At 69.2% G+C, this 19740-nt stretch carries 18 protein-coding genes; 8 read left to right on the top strand and 10 right to left on the bottom strand.

What is annotated here, in order from left to right:
* Nucleotides 1-45: 45 nt before the first annotated feature.
* Nucleotides 46-1002, top strand: a complete 957-nt coding sequence (locus L1Z78_RS22215; protein WP_234638507.1) for a DMT family transporter — start codon at nucleotides 46-48, stop codon at nucleotides 1000-1002.
* A 4-nt stretch (nucleotides 1003-1006) separates the two neighbouring features.
* Here L1Z78_RS22215 and L1Z78_RS22210 read toward each other — a convergent pair whose 3' ends face one another.
* The 7 genes from L1Z78_RS22210 to L1Z78_RS22180 form a co-directional block, all read right to left on the bottom strand.
* The gene (locus L1Z78_RS22210) at nucleotides 1007-2080 is read right to left on the bottom strand and encodes a Bug family tripartite tricarboxylate transporter substrate binding protein (RefSeq protein WP_234638506.1); all 1074 of its coding nucleotides are present in this window, start codon (nucleotides 2078-2080) and stop codon (nucleotides 1007-1009) included.
* Nucleotides 2081-2128: 48 nt separating this feature from the next.
* The gene (locus L1Z78_RS22205; protein WP_234638505.1) at nucleotides 2129-3115 is read right to left on the bottom strand and encodes a Bug family tripartite tricarboxylate transporter substrate binding protein; all 987 of its coding nucleotides are present in this window, start codon (nucleotides 3113-3115) and stop codon (nucleotides 2129-2131) included.
* Between the two features lie 50 nt (nucleotides 3116-3165).
* On the bottom strand, nucleotides 3166-3444 hold the full coding sequence (catC, locus tag L1Z78_RS22200; protein ID WP_234638504.1) for a muconolactone Delta-isomerase: 279 nt from the start codon (nucleotides 3442-3444) through the stop codon (nucleotides 3166-3168).
* 29 nt (nucleotides 3445-3473) lie between these two features.
* A complete protein-coding gene (locus L1Z78_RS22195; protein ID WP_234638503.1) occupies nucleotides 3474-4661 on the bottom strand; it encodes a muconate cycloisomerase family protein in 1188 nt (395 codons plus the stop codon).
* A 112-nt stretch (nucleotides 4662-4773) separates the two neighbouring features.
* The gene (locus L1Z78_RS22190) at nucleotides 4774-5850 is read right to left on the bottom strand and encodes a porin (RefSeq protein WP_234638502.1); all 1077 of its coding nucleotides are present in this window, start codon (nucleotides 5848-5850) and stop codon (nucleotides 4774-4776) included.
* A gap of 159 nt (nucleotides 5851-6009) precedes the next feature.
* Nucleotides 6010-6831, bottom strand: coding sequence for a substrate-binding domain-containing protein (locus L1Z78_RS22185; protein ID WP_234638501.1), 822 nt, complete (start codon nucleotides 6829-6831; stop codon nucleotides 6010-6012).
* Between the two features lie 40 nt (nucleotides 6832-6871).
* Nucleotides 6872-7846: a Bug family tripartite tricarboxylate transporter substrate binding protein gene (locus tag L1Z78_RS22180; RefSeq protein ID WP_234638500.1), complete on the bottom strand. Its 975-nt coding sequence runs from the start codon at nucleotides 7844-7846 to the stop codon at nucleotides 6872-6874.
* A gap of 102 nt (nucleotides 7847-7948) precedes the next feature.
* On the opposite strand from L1Z78_RS22180, the gene L1Z78_RS22175 reads away from it, so the two are divergent.
* Nucleotides 7949-8848, top strand: a complete 900-nt coding sequence (locus L1Z78_RS22175; protein WP_234638499.1) for a LysR family transcriptional regulator — start codon at nucleotides 7949-7951, stop codon at nucleotides 8846-8848.
* A gap of 149 nt (nucleotides 8849-8997) precedes the next feature.
* Complete coding sequence (locus L1Z78_RS22170) at nucleotides 8998-9567, top strand: hypothetical protein (RefSeq protein ID WP_234638498.1); 570 nt, start codon at nucleotides 8998-9000, stop codon at nucleotides 9565-9567.
* Between the two features lie 49 nt (nucleotides 9568-9616).
* Here L1Z78_RS22170 and L1Z78_RS22165 read toward each other — a convergent pair whose 3' ends face one another.
* Entirely contained in the window at nucleotides 9617-10636 is a 1020-nt protein-coding gene (locus tag L1Z78_RS22165) for a zinc-binding alcohol dehydrogenase family protein (RefSeq protein ID WP_234638497.1), read from the bottom strand.
* A 245-nt stretch (nucleotides 10637-10881) separates the two neighbouring features.
* The gene (locus L1Z78_RS22160; RefSeq protein WP_234638496.1) at nucleotides 10882-12225 is read right to left on the bottom strand and encodes an MmgE/PrpD family protein; all 1344 of its coding nucleotides are present in this window, start codon (nucleotides 12223-12225) and stop codon (nucleotides 10882-10884) included.
* 160 nt (nucleotides 12226-12385) lie between these two features.
* Here L1Z78_RS22160 and L1Z78_RS22155 point away from each other — a divergent pair, with 160 nt between their 5' ends.
* Genes L1Z78_RS22155 through L1Z78_RS22135 form a run of 5 tightly spaced genes read left to right on the top strand, consistent with a single transcriptional unit; the run spans nucleotide 12386 to nucleotide 18474 of the window.
* On the top strand, nucleotides 12386-13540 hold the full coding sequence (locus L1Z78_RS22155; protein WP_234638495.1) for an acyl-CoA dehydrogenase family protein: 1155 nt from the start codon (nucleotides 12386-12388) through the stop codon (nucleotides 13538-13540).
* A 35-nt stretch (nucleotides 13541-13575) separates the two neighbouring features.
* The gene (locus L1Z78_RS22150) at nucleotides 13576-14538 is read left to right on the top strand and encodes a Bug family tripartite tricarboxylate transporter substrate binding protein (RefSeq protein ID WP_234638494.1); all 963 of its coding nucleotides are present in this window, start codon (nucleotides 13576-13578) and stop codon (nucleotides 14536-14538) included.
* 8 nt (nucleotides 14539-14546) lie between these two features.
* Nucleotides 14547-16685, top strand: a complete 2139-nt coding sequence (locus L1Z78_RS22145) for an acetate--CoA ligase family protein (RefSeq protein ID WP_234638493.1) — start codon at nucleotides 14547-14549, stop codon at nucleotides 16683-16685.
* 2 nt (nucleotides 16686-16687) lie between these two features.
* Nucleotides 16688-17590, top strand: coding sequence for an alpha/beta fold hydrolase (locus tag L1Z78_RS22140; RefSeq protein WP_234638492.1), 903 nt, complete (start codon nucleotides 16688-16690; stop codon nucleotides 17588-17590).
* Complete coding sequence (locus L1Z78_RS22135) at nucleotides 17557-18474, top strand: LysR substrate-binding domain-containing protein (RefSeq protein WP_234638491.1); 918 nt, start codon at nucleotides 17557-17559, stop codon at nucleotides 18472-18474. Before L1Z78_RS22140 ends, L1Z78_RS22135 begins: the two co-directional genes overlap by 34 nt.
* Here the strand turns inward: L1Z78_RS22135 and L1Z78_RS22130 are convergent.
* Entirely contained in the window at nucleotides 18466-19710 is a 1245-nt protein-coding gene (locus L1Z78_RS22130; protein ID WP_234638490.1) for an MFS transporter, read from the bottom strand. The two genes, L1Z78_RS22135 and L1Z78_RS22130, sit on opposite strands and share 9 nt — an antisense overlap.
* Nucleotides 19711-19740: the final 30 nt, after the last annotated feature.

The following is a 19740-nucleotide window of genomic DNA, read 5'->3' as shown; positions in this document are numbered from 1 at the left end:
TTTGCTCATTTGTCTATGAATCGATATGAGCACATAGTACGCTACATGAATCCGCACCGTTTCCTTGGCCCGCACCTGCGGCTCGTCGGCATGGCCCTGCTGTGGGGCGCCTCCTGGCCTGCGGGCCGCATCGTCGCGCAGAGTCTGCCGCCGCTGGCGGCCGCCAGCCTGCGCTTTCTGCTGGCGGCCGCCGTGCTGCTGCCCTGGCTTTACTGGGCCGGTGGCATGCAGGGGCTGCGGGACTGGAGCGCCCGGCGCTGGGCGGGCATGGCCGTTGCGGCGGCGACGGGCGTGTTCGGCTATGCCGCCTTCTTCCTCATGGGGCTGCAGCATGTGCCGGCCGGCAAGGCGGCCCTGGTGATCACGCTCAATCCGGTGCTCACGCTGGCACTGGCCGTCTGGCTGTTCCGCGAGCGGCTCAACCGCACCATCGGCCTGGGCATGGCGCTGGCCGCCTGCGGCGCCGTGGTGGTGATCTCGCATGGCCAGCCGCTGCGGCTGCTGGAAGGCTCCGTGGGCCTGGGCGAGCTGCTGATCCTGGGCTGCGTGGCCTGCTGGGTGTCGTACACGCTGATAGGCCGCTGGCTGCTCACGGGCGTGGATGCCCTTTCCACCACCGCCGTGACATCGACCATGGGCGCTCTCATGCTGCTGGTAGCCAGCCTGGCCGTCGAGGGGTCGGCCGGCCTGCAGGCCGCCGTGCAGGGCAGCGGCCAGGCCTGGGGGGCACTGCTGTTCCTGGCCTTTGGCGCCACGGCCCTGGCCTATGCCTGGTATTTCGACGGCGTCAAGGCGCTGGGGGCGGGCGCGGCCTCGGGCTATATCACCCTGGTGCCCGTGATCGGCGTGCTGCTGTCGGCCCTGTGGCTGGGTGAACGCATCGATGCCAGCATCGTGCTGGGCGGCGGCATGGCCGTGGCGGGCACGGCGCTGATGAACTGGGGGCGCAGGCCGGCGCCGGCGGCCCCCGCCATGGCCCAGCGGGCCGTGGCACGGGGCTGAGCGGTCAGTCCAGCGAGGCGCCCGAGGTGCGCACGCGTTCGCCCTGCACCTGGTAGTCGCGCGCCAGGAAGTCGCGGTACTCGGCGGGCGTGGAGGCCACGGCCACGTACGAGAACGCGTCGACCTGGGTCTTGCGGAACTCGGGCTCCAGCAGGATGCGGCGGACATCGGCGGCGATTTTCTCCACCAGCGGCGCGGGCGTGCCAGCCGGCGCTAGGAGGCCGATGTTGAACACGGCCTGGATGTCGCGCACGCCTGCCTCCTTGAAGGTGGGCACGTCGGGCAGGGCGATGCTGCGTGTCTCCGAGGATACGGCCAGCGCCTTGAGCTTGCCCGACTTGATGTGCTGCTCGATCACCGACACACCGAGCACGGCGGCATCGATCTGGCCTGCGATGACTTCCGGGATCAGGGGCGCAGCGCCCTTGTAGGGCACGTGCACCATCTCCAGTCCTTCCTGCTTTGCAAACATGGCCAGCGGCAGGTGCACGATGCCGCCCGCGCCCGATGAGCCGTAGGTCAGCGGCTTGGACTTGCCTGCCTGGCGCGCCAGCGCGATGAACTCCTGCAGCGTGCCGGCCCTGGAGTTCTGGGGCACGAAGAAGACCATGGGCACGCTGATCAGTCGCGAGATCGGCGCGAAATCCTTTTGCGGGTTGTAGGGCAGCTTCCGGTACAGGTGCGGATTCATCGTCAGCGATGCCTCGGTCGCGGCAAACAGCGTGTAGCCGTCGGGCGCGCTCTTGGCCACGTACTCGGCGCCGATGATTTCGTTGGCGCCGGTGCGGTTGAGCACCACCACGGGTTGCGCCCAGGCTTTGTTCAGGCGCGTCGCCAGCGCGCGCGCCAGGTTGTCCACCGGGCCGCCAGCCGCGTAGGGGACGACGATGTTGACCGGCTTCGTGGGAAACGCCGCAGGGGCCTGGGCGTGGCCCAGGGCGGGAACGAGTGCGGCGGCGGTCAGCAGGGTTGCGGCGATGCGGTGCAGGCCGGACATGGCAGGCGAACAGGTGCGGGGAAACGGGGGCGGCGAGGCCTTGCCCCGCTTCAGCCGCGGGTGGTGGAACAGTTCTGGCATGTTTGTCTCCTCGTGGTGTTATGGGATGTTCTGGGGGAAGAAAGGCGCTCAGTCCATGCTGATGTTGCGCTCCGTGATCACCTTGCTCCAGCGCACGGTCTCGGCCTGCAGGTGCCTGGCGGCCTCTTCCGGCGTGGAGCCCACGACCTCGGCGCCGATGGCCTTGAAGCGTTCGAGCACGTCGGGCTGCTTCATCTCGGCGACCAGGACCTGGTTGAGCTTACGGACGATGGCCGGTGGTGTGCTGGCGGGCATGAAGACGGCGAACCAGGGCGAGACCTCGTAGCCCTTGATTCCGGCCTCTTCCATGGTGGGCACCTCGGGCATGCTCGACGAACGTTTGGCCGTGGTCACGGCCAGGGCACGCAGCTTGCCCGACTGGATGTGCGGGCGCGCCGAGGTGATGGAGTCGAACATGTAGTTGACCTGTCCGCCGAGCAGGTCGGAGACGGCCGGGCCCGATCCCTTGTAGGGGATGTGCAGGATGTCCACGCCGGCCAGCGAGTTGAAGACTTCGCCCGCCAGGTGGATGGAGGTGCCGTTGCCGGCCGAGGCATAGGTCAGCTTGCCGGGCGAGGCCTTGGCGGCGGCGACCACGTCGGCCACGCTCCTGACGTTGGGCTGGGTGGAGTTGGTGACCAGGATGTTGGGCACCACGGCCAGCACGCCCACGGGGGCGAAGTCCTTGATCGGGTCGTAGCTGAGCTTGCGGTACAGCGGCTTGTTCGTGGCCATGCCGATGGAGGTGATCATCAGCGTGTAGCCGTCGCCGGGTTGCTTGGCCACGAAGTCGGCACCGATGTTGCCGCCCGCGCCGGGACGGTTCTCGATCACGAAGGGCTGGCCCAGCGTGCGGCCGGCCTTCTCGCCCAGGGTGCGCGCGATGGCGTCCATGGCACCGCCGGGCGGGAAGGGCACGATCCAGCGGATGGGCTTGCTGGGCCAGCCGGCCTCGGGCGCCTGGGCATGGGCGGCGGGCAGGAGGGCGGACAGGCACAGGCCTGCGGCGGCGGCGGTCAGATAGCGGCGTTTCACTTCAAATGTCTCCGGTAACTCGTGTTGTGGTCTTGTCGGTGGTCAGGTGGTCAGGCGATGGCCGACGGGTGCCTGGCCAGGGGCGTGACCTGGATCTCCATGTAGGGGAACAGGGGCAGGCCCTGCAGCAACTCGTGCAGCTCGTCGTTGGAGGCCACGTCGAACACGCTGTAGTTGGCGTACTCGCCGACCACGCGCCAGATGTGGGGCCAGCGGCCGTCGTGCTGCAGTTGCTGGGAATAGGCCTTCTCGCGGGCCTTGATCTCGGCCGCCACGTCGGCGGGCAGGTCGTGGGGGATCTTCACATCCATGCGGACCAGGTAGAGCATTTGTGTCTCCGGAAGGTGGGAAAGGAAAATCAGGGGGTCGTCCGAGCCTGGCTGCGGCCCAGGTCGACGTGCAGGGGCTGGCGGCCGGCCAGGGCGCGGTCGAAGCGGGCGAGCTGTTGCAGGTCCACCTCCACGCCCAGCCCGGGGCCGTCGGGCAGTTGCAGCGCGAAGTCGCCGATGGGCATGCGTTCGGCCACGATGTCGTCCACCAGCAGCTGCGGGCCGAACAGCTCGCAGTTGTAGTGGCGTCCGCCCAGCGTGGCGAAGACGTGGGCCGAGGCAGCCGAGCCTATCGAGGTCTCCAGCATGGTGCCGCCGTACCAGCCGATGTCGGCCGCCTGGGCGATGGCCGCGACCTGGCGCGTGCGCAGCAGGCCGCCGTGCTTGGCCACCTTGAGCGAGAACACGTGGCAGGCCTGCTCGCGCGCCAGGCGCATGGCGTCGTAGGGCGTGCACACGCTCTCGTCGGCCATGACCAGGGCGCCCTGCAAGGTGGCGGTCAGTTCGCGCAGCGCGGGCACGTTCCATCCGGCCACGGGCTGTTCGATCAGGGTCACGCCGGCCTCGATCATCTGCGGCAGGAAGCGCCGCGCCGTGGCGCCGTCCCAGGCCTGGTTGACGTCCACGGTCAGCGTGGCCCGGCCCTGCAGGCCGCGCGCGATCTCGCTCACATGGGCCACGTCGGCCTCGGGCGTGCGGGCGCCGATCTTCATCTTGAAGATGCGGTGGCGCTTTTGCTCCAGGCGCAGATGGGCCTCGGCCAGGTCGCGCTCGATGTCGCCGCTGGCCAGGGTCCAGGCCAGGGGCAGGCTGTCGCGCTGCTTGCCGCCCAGCAGTTGCCACAGGGGCAGCTCCAGGCTGCGGGCCACGGCGTCCAGCAGGGCGATCTCGACGGCGCTCTTGGCGAAGGCATTGCCCTTGCAGGCCAGGTCCATGCGCGACAGGCAGGCCTCGAAGCGCGCGCCGTCCTGGCCGATCAGGGCCGGCGCCAGGTGGTTGGTGACGGCGTGGTGGATGCTCTCGGGCGACTCCTCGTTCCACGACGGGCCGCCGATGGTGGCGGCCTCGCCGAAACCCGTGGCGCCGTTGCGCAGCCACAGCTGCACGATCACCGGGCTTTGCCGGCTGATGGCCCCGAACGACAGCTTGTGCGGCCGGATGGTAGGGATGTCGAGGATCCGCGCCTCGATGCGCTCGATCAGGAAACGGTCTTGCATGCCGCAAGCGTAGTGGCATGCATTGCGTTGATCCATTGATTTATTTATGAGGAATCATTCGATTGAATCGATGATTTCGCATGCGACCCCTCTTGGGGCCGCCCTGGGGCCGTCAGAAATGGTGCACCAGTCCCGTGGTGAGGCCCGTGGCCTGGCTCTTGCCCTGTGGCCCCTGGTAGCCACCACTCCAGCGGGTGCGGTCCAGTTCGGCATAGAGCTTGCTGCGCTTGGACAGCTTGTACTCGGCGAACAGCAGGGCGCGCGTGTAGCCGTCGGAGGCCTTGCCGCTGCGCTCGCGGTCCACGCGGTAGAGGGCGGCGGTCAGGTCCACGGTGCGCGTCGCCGCCCATGTGACACCTGCCGAATGCACGCGCTGCACCGTGCGGCTGGTGGCGGAGGTCTGGCCGTCGCTGCGTGCCGTGTTCAGCGCCAGGCGCAGGCTTCCCGCCTGGTAGGCCGCCCCCAGGGTCGCGGCCTCCAGCGTCAGCCGGTCCGATGTCCTGAAGCGCTGGAAGGCGCCCGAGACGGTCCAGGGATTGCTCGTGTAGGAGAGGCCTGCGCCGGCCGACGAGCGGGCCGCGCCACCCTGGGCGGTCTCCCCGAAGCTGTACATGGCGCGCGCCGTCCACGGACCGAAGCGGCCGGTGTATTTCAGCGCGTTGTCCAGCCGGTAGGAGCCCGTGGATGCGCCCGCCGTGCCGTATTCAAGGCCCAGGCCGTGGCTGCTCAGGGCGGCAGTGGCGATGTTGGGATTGAAGGAGGCAAAGCGCATGCCGGCGGCATCGACGGGGCTGATCGCGTCGGCCAGCAGATTGGTCTGGCGTCCGGCCGTGACCTGGCCCCAGGTGCCTCCCAGGCCCACGATGGCCGCCCGGTCGAAGAACTTGCCGGCGTTGGCCGTGGTGCCGGTGTCGAGGTTCAGGCCCGTCTCGACATTGAACAGGGCGTACAGGCCGCCGCCCAGGTCTTCGCGGCCGCGCAGGCCGAAGCGGCTGGTCGTGTTGACGCCACTGGCCAGCCCGGTGCTGGAGGTGGCGGCCGGCGCATTGGCGGCGCTCAGGCCCTGGCCGTAGCGCAGGCCGGCATCGGCAATGCCGTACAGCGTCAGGCTGGTCTGTGCCTGCGCGGCAAGGGGCGCGGCAATGGGCACCGAGAGGGCGGCGGTCAACGCCAGGAATCTGAGGGACATGGCTTGGGGGAGGAGGAGCGGGGGAGGGGCGCAGCAAAGCCGCACGGCACCGCGGGTGCACGCGCGTCTGGTGGTTCCGTGTCTGCTGCGGTATCGAACTGGCGGCGGTTGCCGTGGCTGTTGCTTGCCGGGCGCCGCCGCCTGCTTCTGAAGGCGGGTTCAGCGCGTGGCGGGCGGTTCCATGCCGGTGCTGCGCACGATGGGCGCTGCCGCCGGTGCCGCGAGGAAGCGGATCAGGTGGCGAGCTGCCTCGGGGTCCTGTGCGCCCACGGCCACGCCTGCCGAGAAGAACACCCGCTGCTGGACTTCATCGGGCAGGGGGCCCACGAATTCCAGTTCCTTGAAGGGAAGAAGCTCGCTGACCTGCTGGAAGCCGATCTCCGCATCACCGCGCAGCACCACGGCACCCACGCGCTCGCTGTAGATCTTCGTGGCCTTGCCCTTCATCTGCTCCGCGACGCCCAGCCGGGGGAACAGTTCGTTGGACAGGTAGGTGCCGCTGGCACTGGCCGAATAGGCGATCGAGCGCGCATCCAGCAGGGTCTGCCTGAGCGCCTCCACGCTGCTGATGTCGGGCTTGGGCGTGCCCTTGCGCACGCTCATGCCGATCATGGAACGGGCCAGGTCCACGCGGCTGCCGGCCTGTACCTTGCCCTGGGAGACCAGCTGGTCCAGGGCCGAGTCCGCGAGGATGACCACGTCGAACTGCTCGCCGCGCGCCATGCGACTGGGAATGGAGTCGGGGGCGTTGCCGATGGAGGCACCGCGCGCGGTGGTGACCTTGTGGCCCGTGGCCTGCTCGTACAGGGGCACGAGCTGGTCGTAGGCGGCCGAGAAACCGCCCGAGGTCACGACACGGATCTCGGCCGCCTGGGCGCTGCCCAGAGCCAGGCCCAGGCCGAGGGCGCCGCCCAGCAGCGCCCCGAGGGTGCGGCGGCGCAGGGCAGAGAAGGGGCGATGGAAAAGGTGGAAGGCGGTCATGTCTTGTCTCCTGTCTTGTTATGGGGGATGTCGCGCCGTATCAGTCGGCCGTGATCTTGCGTTCGCGGATGATCCGGCTCCACTTGGCGTTCTCTGCCGCGATGAACTGGCCCAGCTCCTCGCGGCTGCCGGGAGCGGCCGTCTGTCCGTGCTTGAGCAGGTTGTCCCGGACCTCGGGGGTGTTGAGCACCTTGACGAGTTCGGTGTTCCAGCGGTCCAGCAAGGGCTTGGGGGTCTTTGCCGAGGCCACGAAGGCGTACCAGTTGGTCGCGTTGAAGCCCGGGAAGCTCTCGGCCACGGTAGGCACGTTGGGCAGATAGGCAGGGCGGGCCAGGCCGGTCGTGGCCAGCGGGATGAGCTTGCCCGACTCGATATGGGGCAATGCCGTGGGCGGCGCGGCATAGAACGAGGTCACGCGGCCGCCCAGCACGTCCTGCAGTGCCGGGGCGCCGCCCTTGTAGGGAACGTGCACGGTGTCGATCCGGGCCACGTCGTTGAGCAGTTCGCCGGCCAGGTGGGCCGCGGAGCCGGGGCCGGTGGAGGCGAAGTCGAGCTTGCCGGGTTCGCGCCTGGCCTTGGCCACGAACTCGCCCAGCGTCTTGATGCCCGTGCTTGCCGGCACCACCAGCACGTTGGGGAAGGTGACGCCCATGGTGATGGGAGCCAGGTCCTTGAGCGGGTCGTAGCTGACCTTCATGAAGTGCGGGGCGATGCTCAGCGGACCGATGGAGCCGAACAGCAGCACGGAGCCGTCGGCCGCGCCGTTGGCGACCTGGGTGTGCGCCAGGTTGCCGCCCGCGCCGGGCTTGTTCTCGACCACCACGCTCTGGCCGATGTTCTCGCCCAGCTTCTTGGCGATGATGCGCGCCGCGATGTCGGCCGAGCCGCCTGCGGCGAAGCCCACCACCATCGTCACGGGCTTCTTGGGGGGGAAATCCTGCGCACGGGCGGCGCCCAGGGCGAGAAACAGGCCGGCGACCAGTGCGCCGGCCAGGGTCAGGTGGCGATTTTGCATATTGTCTCCATCAGTGGCCGCAGCATTGCCGGCCTTGCAAAGGTCGCCATCCTATGCAGCGGGTACTATTCTGTGAATTGCAATTTATGAAGTGACTGTTGCATGCAGCGCATCAAATTCGATCTGGGTGAGCTGGTCGCCTTCGTGGCCACGGCCGACAAGGCGAGCTTTCGCCTGGCGGCGGAGTCCCTGTTCCTGTCGCCCCCGGCCCTGAGCCGGCGCGTGGAGCGGCTGGAGGCGGCCCTGGGCGCCCGCCTGCTGGAGCGCACGACCCGGCATGTGGAGTTGACGGCGGTGGGCCATGAGTTCCTGCAGGAGGCGCGCAGGGCCCTGGCGGGCCTGGACGAGGCCGTCCAGCGGGTGGACGACCAGGTGAAATTGCGACGCGGCCGCGTGACCATCGCCTGCATTCCCTCGGTGGCCACCAATCTGCTGCCGCCCGTGCTGCGGACATTCGCGTCGGCCCAGCCCGAGGTCCAGGTCCACGTCATCGACGAAGGCGCGCAGCAGGTGCTGGATGCCGTGCTGCGGGGCGATGCCGATTTCGGCCTGAGCTTCACGGGCAGCCAGGAGTCGTCGCTGCACTTCGAGGCGCTGACGCGCGAGCGCTATGTGCTGGCCATGCCGCGCAGCCATCCCTGGGCCACGCGTGAGCAGGTGCCATGGGCGGAACTGGCCGGACTGCGACTGGTCTCCGTATCGCACCACAGCGGCAACCGCATGCTGCTGGACCAGGTGATGGCCGGGTTCGCCGACAGGCCGGTGGCATGGTACGAATGCAACCATGTCGCCGGAGCCCTGGCGCTGGTGGAGGCGGGCCTGGGCCTGGCCACCATTCCGCAGATGGCGCTGCGGTCGGACCACGCGCAGGTCTGCGCGGTCCCGCTGACGGCCCCGGATGTCTGGCGCACGCTGGGGCTGCTGCAGCGGCGCGACCGTGTGCTCGGCCCCACGGCCGAGGCCCTGCGGCAGTGCCTGCTGGAGGTGCATGGCCGGCGCTGATCTGAACAGGGCCATGCGCCATGCCGAATGGGTGAATGGGTGATTGAATGAATGAATGGCCGGTGGGATTGGGCCATTGCGGTGTAGTAGGATTCGCCGGCCATTGAATGGGCATTGCATTGGCATTGACCGGCGAATGGTGAAATTCATTGGAAGGCAATATGTCTGTATTCAGGAATTTGGTGGTGGCCGGTGGGTTGGCAATGGCCTGCATGGCGTCGTTTGCGCAAGGCAAGCCATCGTCCGTGGCGGATGCGGGCCAGGGAGGCTCCAGGCAGATCGATCCCTATGCGCAGGCTGTGCAGCAGATGGAGGCCATTCTGTCGTGCAGGCCGGGCGCGGCATTCGATGCCAGGGCGGTCGAGGCGCGATGGGAGGCCTTTGGCATGCGAAAGGGGCGTGATGGCATTTTCCTGCCCCCCGCGAATGCGCCGGCTGTCTCGCTTTTCGGGGATGAAGTCGTGGCCGCCTTGGTCACCGATGCCGATGGGGAGAAAAAGGCCGTGGCCTATCTGAAGAAGCAATCGGGCAAGCAACTGGCCAGAAAGCTGGGCGTCAGGCAGATCGATGAGCAGGCCAATACGGACGAGCCTTCCTATTTCAAGGCGACCGGCAAGAAGACCACCTTGCTGGTTGGCTCGGCCGATGAACTGGCGGTGGGCGCCGGGGGCAAGGGCCTGCGATTCAATGCCTCGGTCGCCTGCCAGCTGATCCCGTAGGGACATCCGCTGCCAGGGCCGCTGCGGCCGTTCGCACCCACGGCATGGCTCAGTCCCAGTTTTCCAGCACCACCTTGCCGCGCGCCTTGCCCGATTCGATCAGGGCGTGGGCGCGCCGGAGGTTGGCGGCATTGATGGTGCCGAAGCGCTCGGCCAGCGTGGTGCGGATCAGACCCGCATCGACCAGGGCGGCGATCTCCTCGAGCATGCGGTGCTGGCCCTGCATGTCCTGGGTGCCGAACAGGGAGCGGGTGAACATCAGCTCCCAGTGCAGGGACACGGACTTGCGCTTGAGCGCGGTGGCATCCAGCGAGGCCGGGTCATCGATGAGGCCGAACTTGCCCTGGGGTGCGATGGCCTCCACGATCTGCGCATAGTGCTGGTCGGTCTGCGTCAGGCTGACGATGTAGTCCACGGCGGGAAAGCCGATGCGGCGCAACTCCCCGGCGATGGGGCGGCTGTGGTCTATGACATGGTGGGCACCCAGTTCCCTGACCCAGGCCTGGGTCTCGGGCCGCGAGGCCGTGCCGATGACCGTCAGGCTGGTCAGGCGCGCCGCCAGCTGCGTGAGGATGGAGCCCACGCCGCCCGAGGCGCCGACGATCAGCAGCGTCTTGCCGCCGGGCTGCTTGCCGGGCGCGATGCCCAGGCGGTCGAACAGCATCTCCCAGGCGGTGATGGCGGTCAGCGGCAGGGCGGCCGCCTGGGCGAAATCCAGCGAGCGCGGGGCATGGCCCACGATGCGCTCATCCACCAGGTGCAGCTCGCTGTTGGTGCCCGGCCGCGCGATGGAGCCCGCATACCAGACCCGGTCGCCGGGCTGGAACAGCGTCACTTCGGGTCCCACCGCCTGGACGATGCCGCTGGCGTCCCAGCCCAGCACCTTGTAGTCCTGGCCTTCGGCCGGCGCGCTGCCGGCCCGTACCTTGGTATCGACCGGGTTGACCGACACGGCGTGGACCCGCACCAGCAGGTCGCGGCCGGTGGCCACGGGCTCGGGCAGGGTGATGTCCATCAGTGCGTCGGGCTGGCTGATGGGTTGGGGTTTCTGGTATCCGATGGCTTTCATGGGAGGGTCCGGGTGGGTGAATGGGATGGACGCCATCATGATCCTGGACTTTTGTTTGAAAAAGACCTGTAAAAAAGGAGCGGTTTCAAAGAAAAATTGAAAACGCAGGCCATGCCCGTGCTACCGATTTCCTCGGGCGCTGGTGTGCAGCGCTGCCAAACCTGGGGACTTCTCGGGTCGACGGCCTGTGCGGGCTGGAGGGGGTGGGCCGTTCATGGCTGCCGGGGCGCAGCGGTTGCTCGGAATCAGGGGGGCAGGCACAGGAAATCCAGCCCGGCTGCCTGCTCCAGCGTCCATAGCCGGTCACTGGTGCGCAGCAGCCGCTGCCGGCCCAGTATCGGCACCGCCAGCTCCATGAGCTTGGCCTGCAGGTCCGCATCGCTCAGCGGCATGTCCGGGTCGCCCTTGCGCGTGGGTTGCAGCCAGGCATGCGCGCTGGCGTCCCGCAGCGTGATGGAGACCTGGGCGGCGCGCCGGGCCGGGAACTGGCGGTCCAGGTCGGGATGCACCTCCAGCGAGATGCGCTGCATCAGCGCGCGGGTCTGCATGTCGGACAGATGTGCTTCGTCGAATGCCGCCAGGCGCACGCTGCCCGTGCGCAGCGCGTTGGCCACGACGTAGGGGATGCTGAAGCGCGCCTCGGCCGCGGTGCGCGGCGAGGGGTTGCCGGCCACGGCCAGCGCGGGCGCATAGGTGGCAATCCGCAGGCTGTCGATATCGCCGGCCGCGAACCCGTGCATCTGCTGGAGGTGCAGTGCACCGTCGATGGCGGCGAAGGTGTGTCCGCAGCAGGCATGGTTCTTGAACGTCATCTGCGTGATGTTGAAGACCTGCCCCAGGTCCGCCAGCACGGCCTGCCAGTCGGGCGTGTCGCTCATGGCCGCGCCCAGGCCCATGGGGCCTTCGAAGACATCGAGCGAGCCCGTCACACCCTGCTGCGCCATGAGGGCGGCGGTCACGCCGGCCTCGGCCGCGCGCCCCGAATGCAGCGGCTTGGACATGGAGTCCATCTGGAAGGCCTGCTGCAGGCCCGCAGCGAAGGTGGCCACCGTACACAGCGCATGGGTGAACCGCGGCGCGTCCAGCCCCAGCAGGCAGGCGGCGGCCGCGGCGGCGCCGAAGCAGCCGGCCGTGCCCGTGTTGTGCCAGTACCGATAGTGGGCGCGGCCCAGTGCCTGACCGATGCGGGTGGAGATCTCGTAGCCCACGATGACGGCCTGCAGGAACGCCAGCCCCGACACTTTTTCCTGCTGGCCCACGGCCAGGGCCGCCGAGATGGTGGGGGCGCCGGGATGGTAGATGGCGTGCCTGAAGATGTCGTCCACCTCGGCCGCGTGCGAGGCCGTGCCATGGATCAGGGCCGCGGTCCGCACCGTGGCGCGACGGCCCAGGGCCAGCCGTGCGCCGCCCCGGTCCAGGTCCTCGGCCATGGCCTGCTCCAGGCGGGGCATGGGGTCCATGCCATGGCCCGCGATCAGGGCGGCGTACCAGTCCACCACGGCGCGCCGTGCGTGGTGCAGCACATCGGCATCCGGGGACTGCTGGGCATAGCGGGCGCCGAACCGGCCCAGGGTTTCGCTGACGTGCATGGCAATGGAAGAGGCGGAAGGTGGTGCAGGCCTTCACGATAGCGGTGCCATGGCATGCAAGACATATCTTTTTCTCATGCCATGAGGCGGGATTGGAAGAACTCGCCAGGGGTGAAAGCACCAATGATCCGGGCCATCGTCAACCTGCTTTCCGACCACCATGGATTTCATCCTTTCCGAAGAACACCAGGCCTTTGCCGACAGCGTGGCCCGCTTTGCCCAGGACCGGCTGGCCGCTGGCGCGCTGGAGCGTGCGCATGCCACGCACTACCCCTGGGACACGGCCCGCCTGCTGGCGGATCAGGGCCTGCTGGGCATCGCCTTTCCCGAGTCCGACGGCGGCCAGGGCGGCACGCTCATGCATGCCGTGCTGGCCATACAGCAGGTGGCCCTGGTGTGTCCCAGGAGCGCGGACATCGTGCAGGCCGGCAACTTCGGCCCCATACGCACCTTCGTCGAATATGCGGGCGCGGCCCAGAAGGCCCGTTTCCTGCCGGACCTGCTGGCTGGAAGAAAGCTCATCTCTCTGGGCATGACCGAGCCCGATGCAGGCTCCGCGGTGACCGAGCTCAAGACCTCGGCCACGCCCGATGGCGACCACTGCGTGATCAACGGCAGCAAGGTGTTTTCCACGCACAGCCCCGAGGCGGAGCTGTTCCTGGTCTACGTGCGCTTCGGCCCCGGGGTGGACGGCATCGGCTCCGTGCTGGTGGAGCGTGGCACGCCCGGCTTCGAGGTCGGCCAGCCCTCGGGCTTCATGAATGGCGAGCAATGGGCGCAGCTGTACTTCGACAACTGCCGCATCCCCCGGGAGAACGTGCTGCTGGGCGCGGGCGGTTTCAAGAAGCAGATCTCGGGCTTCAACGTGGAGCGTCTGGGCAATGCCTCGCGGGCGCTGGCGCTGGGCCGCCATGCCTTCAACCTGGCGCGCGAGCACGCGCTGGTGCGCCGCCAGTTCGGGCGTGAGCTGTGCGAGTTCCAGGGCCTGCAATGGAAGTTCGCCGACATGTGGATGAAGCTGGAGCAGGCGCAACTGCTGCTGTACAAGGCTGCGCTGGAGGGCGAGCATGGCCTGCCTGGCGCGCAGAGCACGGCCATGGCCAAGCTGGCCTGCAACCTGGCGGGATGGGAGGTTTCCAACGAGGCCATGCAGGTCATGGGCGGCATGGGCTTCAGCCAGGAGGCGCTGGTCGAGTACTGCGTGCGGCGCACGCGTGGCTGGATGATCGCCGGCGGCTCCATCGAGGTGCTCAGGAACCGCATCGCCGAGGGAGTCTTCGGTCGCAGCTTCTCCCAGCGCGCGCCCCGCGCCTGACGCCGGCTCGCGCCATCAGGAACCAGGAGACAGGAATGCATCGTCGTACATGGATGGTCGCGCTGGCGGCCCTGGGCTTTTGCGGCCTGGCACCGGCCTCGGACAAGTACCCTTCACGCCCCGTGAAGATCGTCGTGGGCTTTCAGGCCGGCGGCCCCACCGATGTGGTGGCGCGCCTGGTGGCCAAGGCCCTGCAGGATGAATTGAAGGGTGCCTTCATCGTGGAGAACAAGCCCGGCGCGACCAGCAACATCGCCTCGGAAACCGTGGCTGCCGCCGCGCCCGACGGCTACACGCTGCTGGTGGCCGCCGCGCCGCTGACCATGAACAGCTTCGTGTTTCCCAGGCAGAAGTTCGATCCGCTCAGGAGCTTCGAGCCCATCTCCAAGATCTCCTCGGCCCCCGGGGTGCTGGCGGCCAGCCCCCAGCTCGGCGCCCGCAGCTACAGGGAGTTCGAGGCCCTGGCGCGCTCCAGGCCTGGCGCGCTGAGCTACGGCACGACGGGGGCGGGCGGCTCGCAGCACATGGCGACCCTGCGGCTGGAGCAACTGGCGGGCCTGCAGATGCTGCATGTGCCGTACTCGGGAGGCTCCGGCGTGCTGACCGACCTGATCGCCGGCGTGGTCGATGTCGCGTTCATGACATCGACGGGGGCCATGCCCCACCTGGAAGCAGGCAAGGTCCGCCCTCTGGCGGTGGCCGGCCCCGTGCGCCTGCCAGGCCTGCCCGGTGTGCCGACCTTCGCCGAGCTGGGCCTGCCCGGCATGGTGTCCGATTCCTGGAACGGGTTGCTGGCGCCGGCCGGCACGCCTCGGCCCATCGTCGATCGCCTGGCGGCCGCCGTGGCCAAGGCCGTGCAGTCCAGGGAGTTCAAGGACACGCTGATTCCCCAGGGTGCGGTGCTGATCGGCAACTCGCCGGCCGAATTCAAGGCACAGCTGCAGTCCGAGGTGGTGCAATGGTCCGAGCAGTTCAAGAAAGTCAAGATAGAGAAGTGAGCCTCACCATGAACGCCTCCCACTCCATCGCCGTGGCCGTCCCTGCGTCCGCCCCGGCGACCCCCGGCCGCGCGCACCTGAGCCGGGTCCTGCTGGCGCCCGCGAGCATCGCCCTGGTCGGTGCCTCCGATGACACGGGCAAGACCGGCGGCCGGCCGCTGCAGTTCCTGCGCCGCACGGGCTTCGCCGGAGCCATCTATCCCATCAACCCGCACCGTGGCCAGGTGCAGGGCGAGAAGGCCTGGCCCGGCCTGTCGGCCCTGCCCGAGGTGCCCGAGCATGTCTTCGTGCTCTCGCCCACCGACACCGTGGTGGACACGGTGCGCGAATGCGCGCGCCTGGGCGTGGGCGTGGTCACCATCCTGGCCAGCGGCTTTTCCGAATCGGGCCCGCAGGGCATGGAGCGCGAGGCGCAGCTGCGCGAGATCGCCCACTCCTCGGGCCTGCGCATCCTGGGGCCCAGCAGCCTGGGCGTGGTCAACCCGCGCAACGGCCTGGTACTGACGGCCAACGCAGCCTTTGCCGAGCCCGACGTGCCACGGGGCAAGGTCTTCGTGGCATCGCACAGCGGCAGCATGATCGGCGCGCTGGTCTCGCGTGGAAAGGCGCGCGGCGTGGGCTTCGCGGGCCTGGTGTCGGTGGGCAGCGAAGTGGATCTGAGCGTGGGCGAGATCTGCGCGGCCACGCTGGACGACCCGGGCATCGAAGGCTATGTGCTGTTCCTCGAAAGCCTGCGCCACGGCGCCCGGCTGCAGGACTTTGCGCGCGAGGCGGCGTTGCGTGGCAAGCCCGTGATCGCCTACAAGCTGGGCCGCTCCAGCGCGGCCGCCGAGATGGCGGCCACGCACACGGGCGCGCTGGCCGGCGAGGACGATATCGCCGACGCCTTCCTCAAGGACCTGGGCGTGGCGCGCGTGGAGATGCTGGAGACGCTGTTCGAGGTGTTCCCTTTGGCACGCCGCCTTCCCCTGCAGCAAGGCCAGGGCGGGCGGCGCGTGGCCGTGGTGACCACCACGGGCGGTGGCGCGGCCATGGTCGTGGACCAGCTGGGTCTGCGCGGCATCACCGTCCAGCCCGTTTCGGGCGAGACGCTGCAGCGCCTGCAGGAGGCCGGCATCCCGGGCAGCGCGGGGCGCGTGCTGGACCTGACCCTGGCGGGCACCCGGTACGAGGTGATGAAGAAGGCGCTGGACATCCTGCAACAGGCGCCGGAGATCGACATGGTCGTGGCCGTCGTGGGATCGTCCGCACGCTTTCAGCCGGACCTGGCGGTCAAGCCCATCCTGGACAGCGCGTGCCACGCCAAGCCCCTGGTGGCCATGCTCGTGCCCGATGCGCCCCAGGCCATGGCCGCGCTGACCCAGGCGCAACTGCCCTGCTTTCGCACGCCCGAGAGCTGCGCCGATGCCATCGCCGCCGTCTTCGCCCGACGGGTTCCGGGCCCGCCGGCCGCCATGCCGCCGGACCAGGGGCCCGGCCACACGCTGAGCGAGGCCCAGGCCTACGGGCTGCTCGACTCCCTGCAGGTGCCGCATGCGCCCTTCGTATGCCTTGCCTTCGGTGACACGCCGGGCGAGTTGCCATTCGACTATCCGGTCGCCGCCAAGCTGTGCTCGCCCGACATCGCGCACAAGACCGAGGTCGGCGGCGTGGCGCTGGGCCTGCAGGATGCGCGCCAGCTGGCGCAGGCCATCGACAGCTTGCGCGCCAACCTCGCGCAGCGCGCGCCCGGTGTGGCCTGCGAACAGGTGCTGGTGCAGCCCATGCGCAAGGGCCTGGCCGAAGTGCTGGTGGGCTACCGCATCGACCCCGATGCCGGCCCCGTCGTCATGCTGGCCGCCGGCGGCATCTGGGCCGAGGTGCTGCGTGACCGCAGCATCCGGCTGGCGCCCGTGTCCGTGGAGACGGCGGCAGGGATGATCGAGGAGGTGCGGATGCTGCAGACCGTCTCGGGCCTGCGCGGTACCGCGAAGGGCGACCTGCGCGCGCTGGCGCTGGCCATCTCCCATCTGTCGCAACTGGCCGTACGCCCGGAGCTCGGCGTGCTGGAGGCCGAGGTCAACCCGCTGATGGTGATGCCCGAAGGGCAGGGCGTGCTGGCCGTGGATGCGCTGGTGCTGCAGGCCTCTCAGCCGTGCCAGGCCTGATCATGGACGATGGCATCCGCCGGGCCGAGGCCTTCCTGCGGGGGCTGGATGTCTCGGCGCTGCACCACGTGCGCACGGGCCACGGCGTGGACATCCACTGGCGGGAATGGGGCCAGGGCCCGCCGCTGGTGCTGCTGCATGGAGGCCATGGATCGTGGATGCACTGGGCGCGCAACATCGATGTGCTTTCCCGGCACTTTCGCCTGCTGGTGCCGGATCTGCCGGGGTTCGGCGACTCGCAGGACTTCGATCTGCCGGCCCATGATGCGTCGCGGCTGCAGGCCTTGCTGCAGTCGCTGGAGCAGGGCCTGCATGCGCTCTTGCCAGGACAGGCCTTTCACCTGGCGGGTTTTTCCTTCGGTGGTGCCGTCGCAGCCTTGCTGGCCGCGCGCATGGAGCGGGTCGACCGGCTGGTGCTGCTGGGCACGGCGGGCCATGGCGGCAGGCGCCGCGAGACCGCCGCGCTGCTGGACTGGCGCGTGCGGGACCCCGTGGCGCGCACGGCGGCGCTGCGCCAGAACCTCGCGGCCTTCATGCTGTCCGGTGACGCCGCGGTGGATGCGCTGGCCCTGCGCGTGCATGCCCTGTCCTGCGAGGCCACGCGCTTTCGCAGCAAGGCCATCTCGCGCGGCAGCCGGCTGCCCGCCGTGCTGCAGGACTACCACCGGCCCATGCTGCTGGTCTGGGGCGAGGCCGATGTCACGGCCGAGCCCATGGAGGCCGCCGAAAGCCTGGCCCAGGGCCGCGCCGAGCGCTGCTGGACCATCGTGCCGCGCGCCGGCCACTGGGTGCAGTACGAGTGCGCGCAGGAGGTGAACCTGCTCATGTCCCGCTGGCTGGAGGCGGCCGGCCGGACTTCTAGAATCCCGCCATGCATGGAAGAATTCCGCCGCTCAACCCCCTGAAGGTCTTCGAGGTGGTGGTGCGCACGCGCAACCTCACGCTGGCCGCCCGGGAGCTGCACATCAGCCAGTCCGCCGTGAGCAAGCAACTGCACGTGCTGCAGTCCTACCTGGGCGTGGAGCTGTTCCGGCGCGAGCGCCACGGCATCAGCCTCACACAGGCCGGTCAGCGCTACGGCGAGGCCGTCGCGCCGGCCTTCGAGGGCATAGGCCGCGCCACCGACGAGATCATGCGCAGCGGCTCGGACAGCACGCTGCGGCTGCAGACCTACACCACCTTCGCGGCCAAGTGGCTGATTCCCCGGCTGCAGGACTTCAATGCCCGCCATGGCGACATCGCCGTGGTCATCACCAATTCGGTCAAGGACGTGGACTTCGACCGGGACCCTGTCGATCTGGCCATACAGATGGGCCATGGCGCGTGGCAGGGCGTGGACACGGAGTTCCTGTTCGAGGATGTGATCGAGCCTGTGTGCAGCCCCGCCTTCTTTCGCGCCAACGCGCCCGAGGCGGCCTACCCCCAGGCCCTGCTGCGCAAGCGGCTGCTGGTCTCGCACTACCGCAAGGCGGACTGGCAGACCTGGGCCCGGCTGTGCCGCTACGAGGACGAGATCGAAGGCGTGGAGACCATGCGCTTCAGCAGCTCGGTCCTGACCTGGCAGGCCGCCGCAGATGGCCTGGGCATCGCCATCGGCCAGACCGCCCTGCTGGCGGACGACATGGACAGCGGCAAGCTGGTAGCGCCCTTCGGCCTGCCCGTGCGCACCGGGGCCTCGTACTACCTGGTCTCGCCACGGCTGCAGCGCCAGTCGCGGAAGGTGCAGCTGTTCCGCGACTGGCTCAAGGCACGGATCCCCGTGCGCGGCCCGGTCGCGGCCTCACCGTGAGCAGGGCCTGGGCGCGGGCTGTGGCGCTTCGGATGTCCGTGCGGGGGCCGAAGCCGCACCGGCCCGCGTGCCCGCCAGGGCCAGGGCGGCGAAGGCCATCAGCATGAGGCCGTAGGCATAGGTGACCGGCAGCAGCCCGAAGCGCGAGGCGGCCGCGCCCGCGGCGATGGCCGGCATGCTGAAGGCCAGATAGCTGGCGATGTAGACGGCCGAGATCAGGGCGCCTCGCTCATGGGGCTCGGCCCGTGGGATCACGGTGCGCAGCGCACCCTGAAAGCCTACGCCGAAGCCAGCGCCGGCCACCACCGAGGCGCCCAGCACCAGGGCCAGGCTTTGCAGGTGCGCGCCGATCAGCAGCAGCGCCACGCCGGCCAGCAGGCCGCTGCCGCCCCATTGCAGCATGGCGCGCGGCGCACGGCTGCGCAATGTCCAGATGGCGGCGGCGGCGCTCAGGGTGTTGATGCATACGGCGAAGCTGGCAGCGACCTCCGAGCCCGTGGCCGATCGGATCATCGAAGGGCCCAGCGACAGGTAGAAGCCGCCCAGCGCCCACACCGTGAGGCTCATGGGCAGCACGCGCACGAAGTCGGCCCGGGCATGGCGTGGAATCCGCACGCGCGGGCGCAGCGCCGCCAGCGCGCCGTGGCGGCGCGATCCGGTTTCGGGCAACACGGCCACGGCGGCCGCGACAGCTACGAAGAGCAGGGCCATGAGCCAGAACACCATCCCCAGCTGTTGGCGCCACAGCTGCGAGAACTCGGCCGCCACCACGATGCCGGCCGCCATGCCGATCATGGGCGCCATGGTGCTGACCAGGGTGCCGCGTTCGCGGTGCAGGTCCAGTAGCGCCGCGCCCATGGCGGCGCTGGCCATGCCCGTGGCAAAGCCCTGCAGCACCCGCGCCAGCACCAGTCCATGCACATCACCGGCCCTGGCGAACACTGCCAGCGAGACGATCTCCAGGGCCAGGGCGGCCAGCATCACGGGCTTGCGGCCCAGGTGGTCCGACAGTGCCCCCGTGGTGAGCAGGGCCAGCAGCAGGCTCAGCGCGTACACCGCGAACACGAGGGTCAGCATGCCGGAGGAAAAGCCCCAGTCCTGCTGGTAGAGCCGGTACAGCGGCGTGGGTGCGCTCGAGGCCGCGAAGAAGCTGCCCAGCGCGAACGCCAGGACCGCCAGGCTGCGTCCGGGCGCAGGGACAGGGGAGGGGGTGTGGGATGGGTGCAGGGCTGACATGGTCAAAAGGCCTGGGGCACAATTAATGCA

The organism is Delftia tsuruhatensis (assembly GCF_903815225.1).
Taxonomy (GTDB): Bacteria; Pseudomonadota; Gammaproteobacteria; order Burkholderiales; family Burkholderiaceae_C; genus Comamonas; species Comamonas tsuruhatensis_A.
This window is presented reverse-complemented; position numbering and strand designations above follow the sequence as displayed.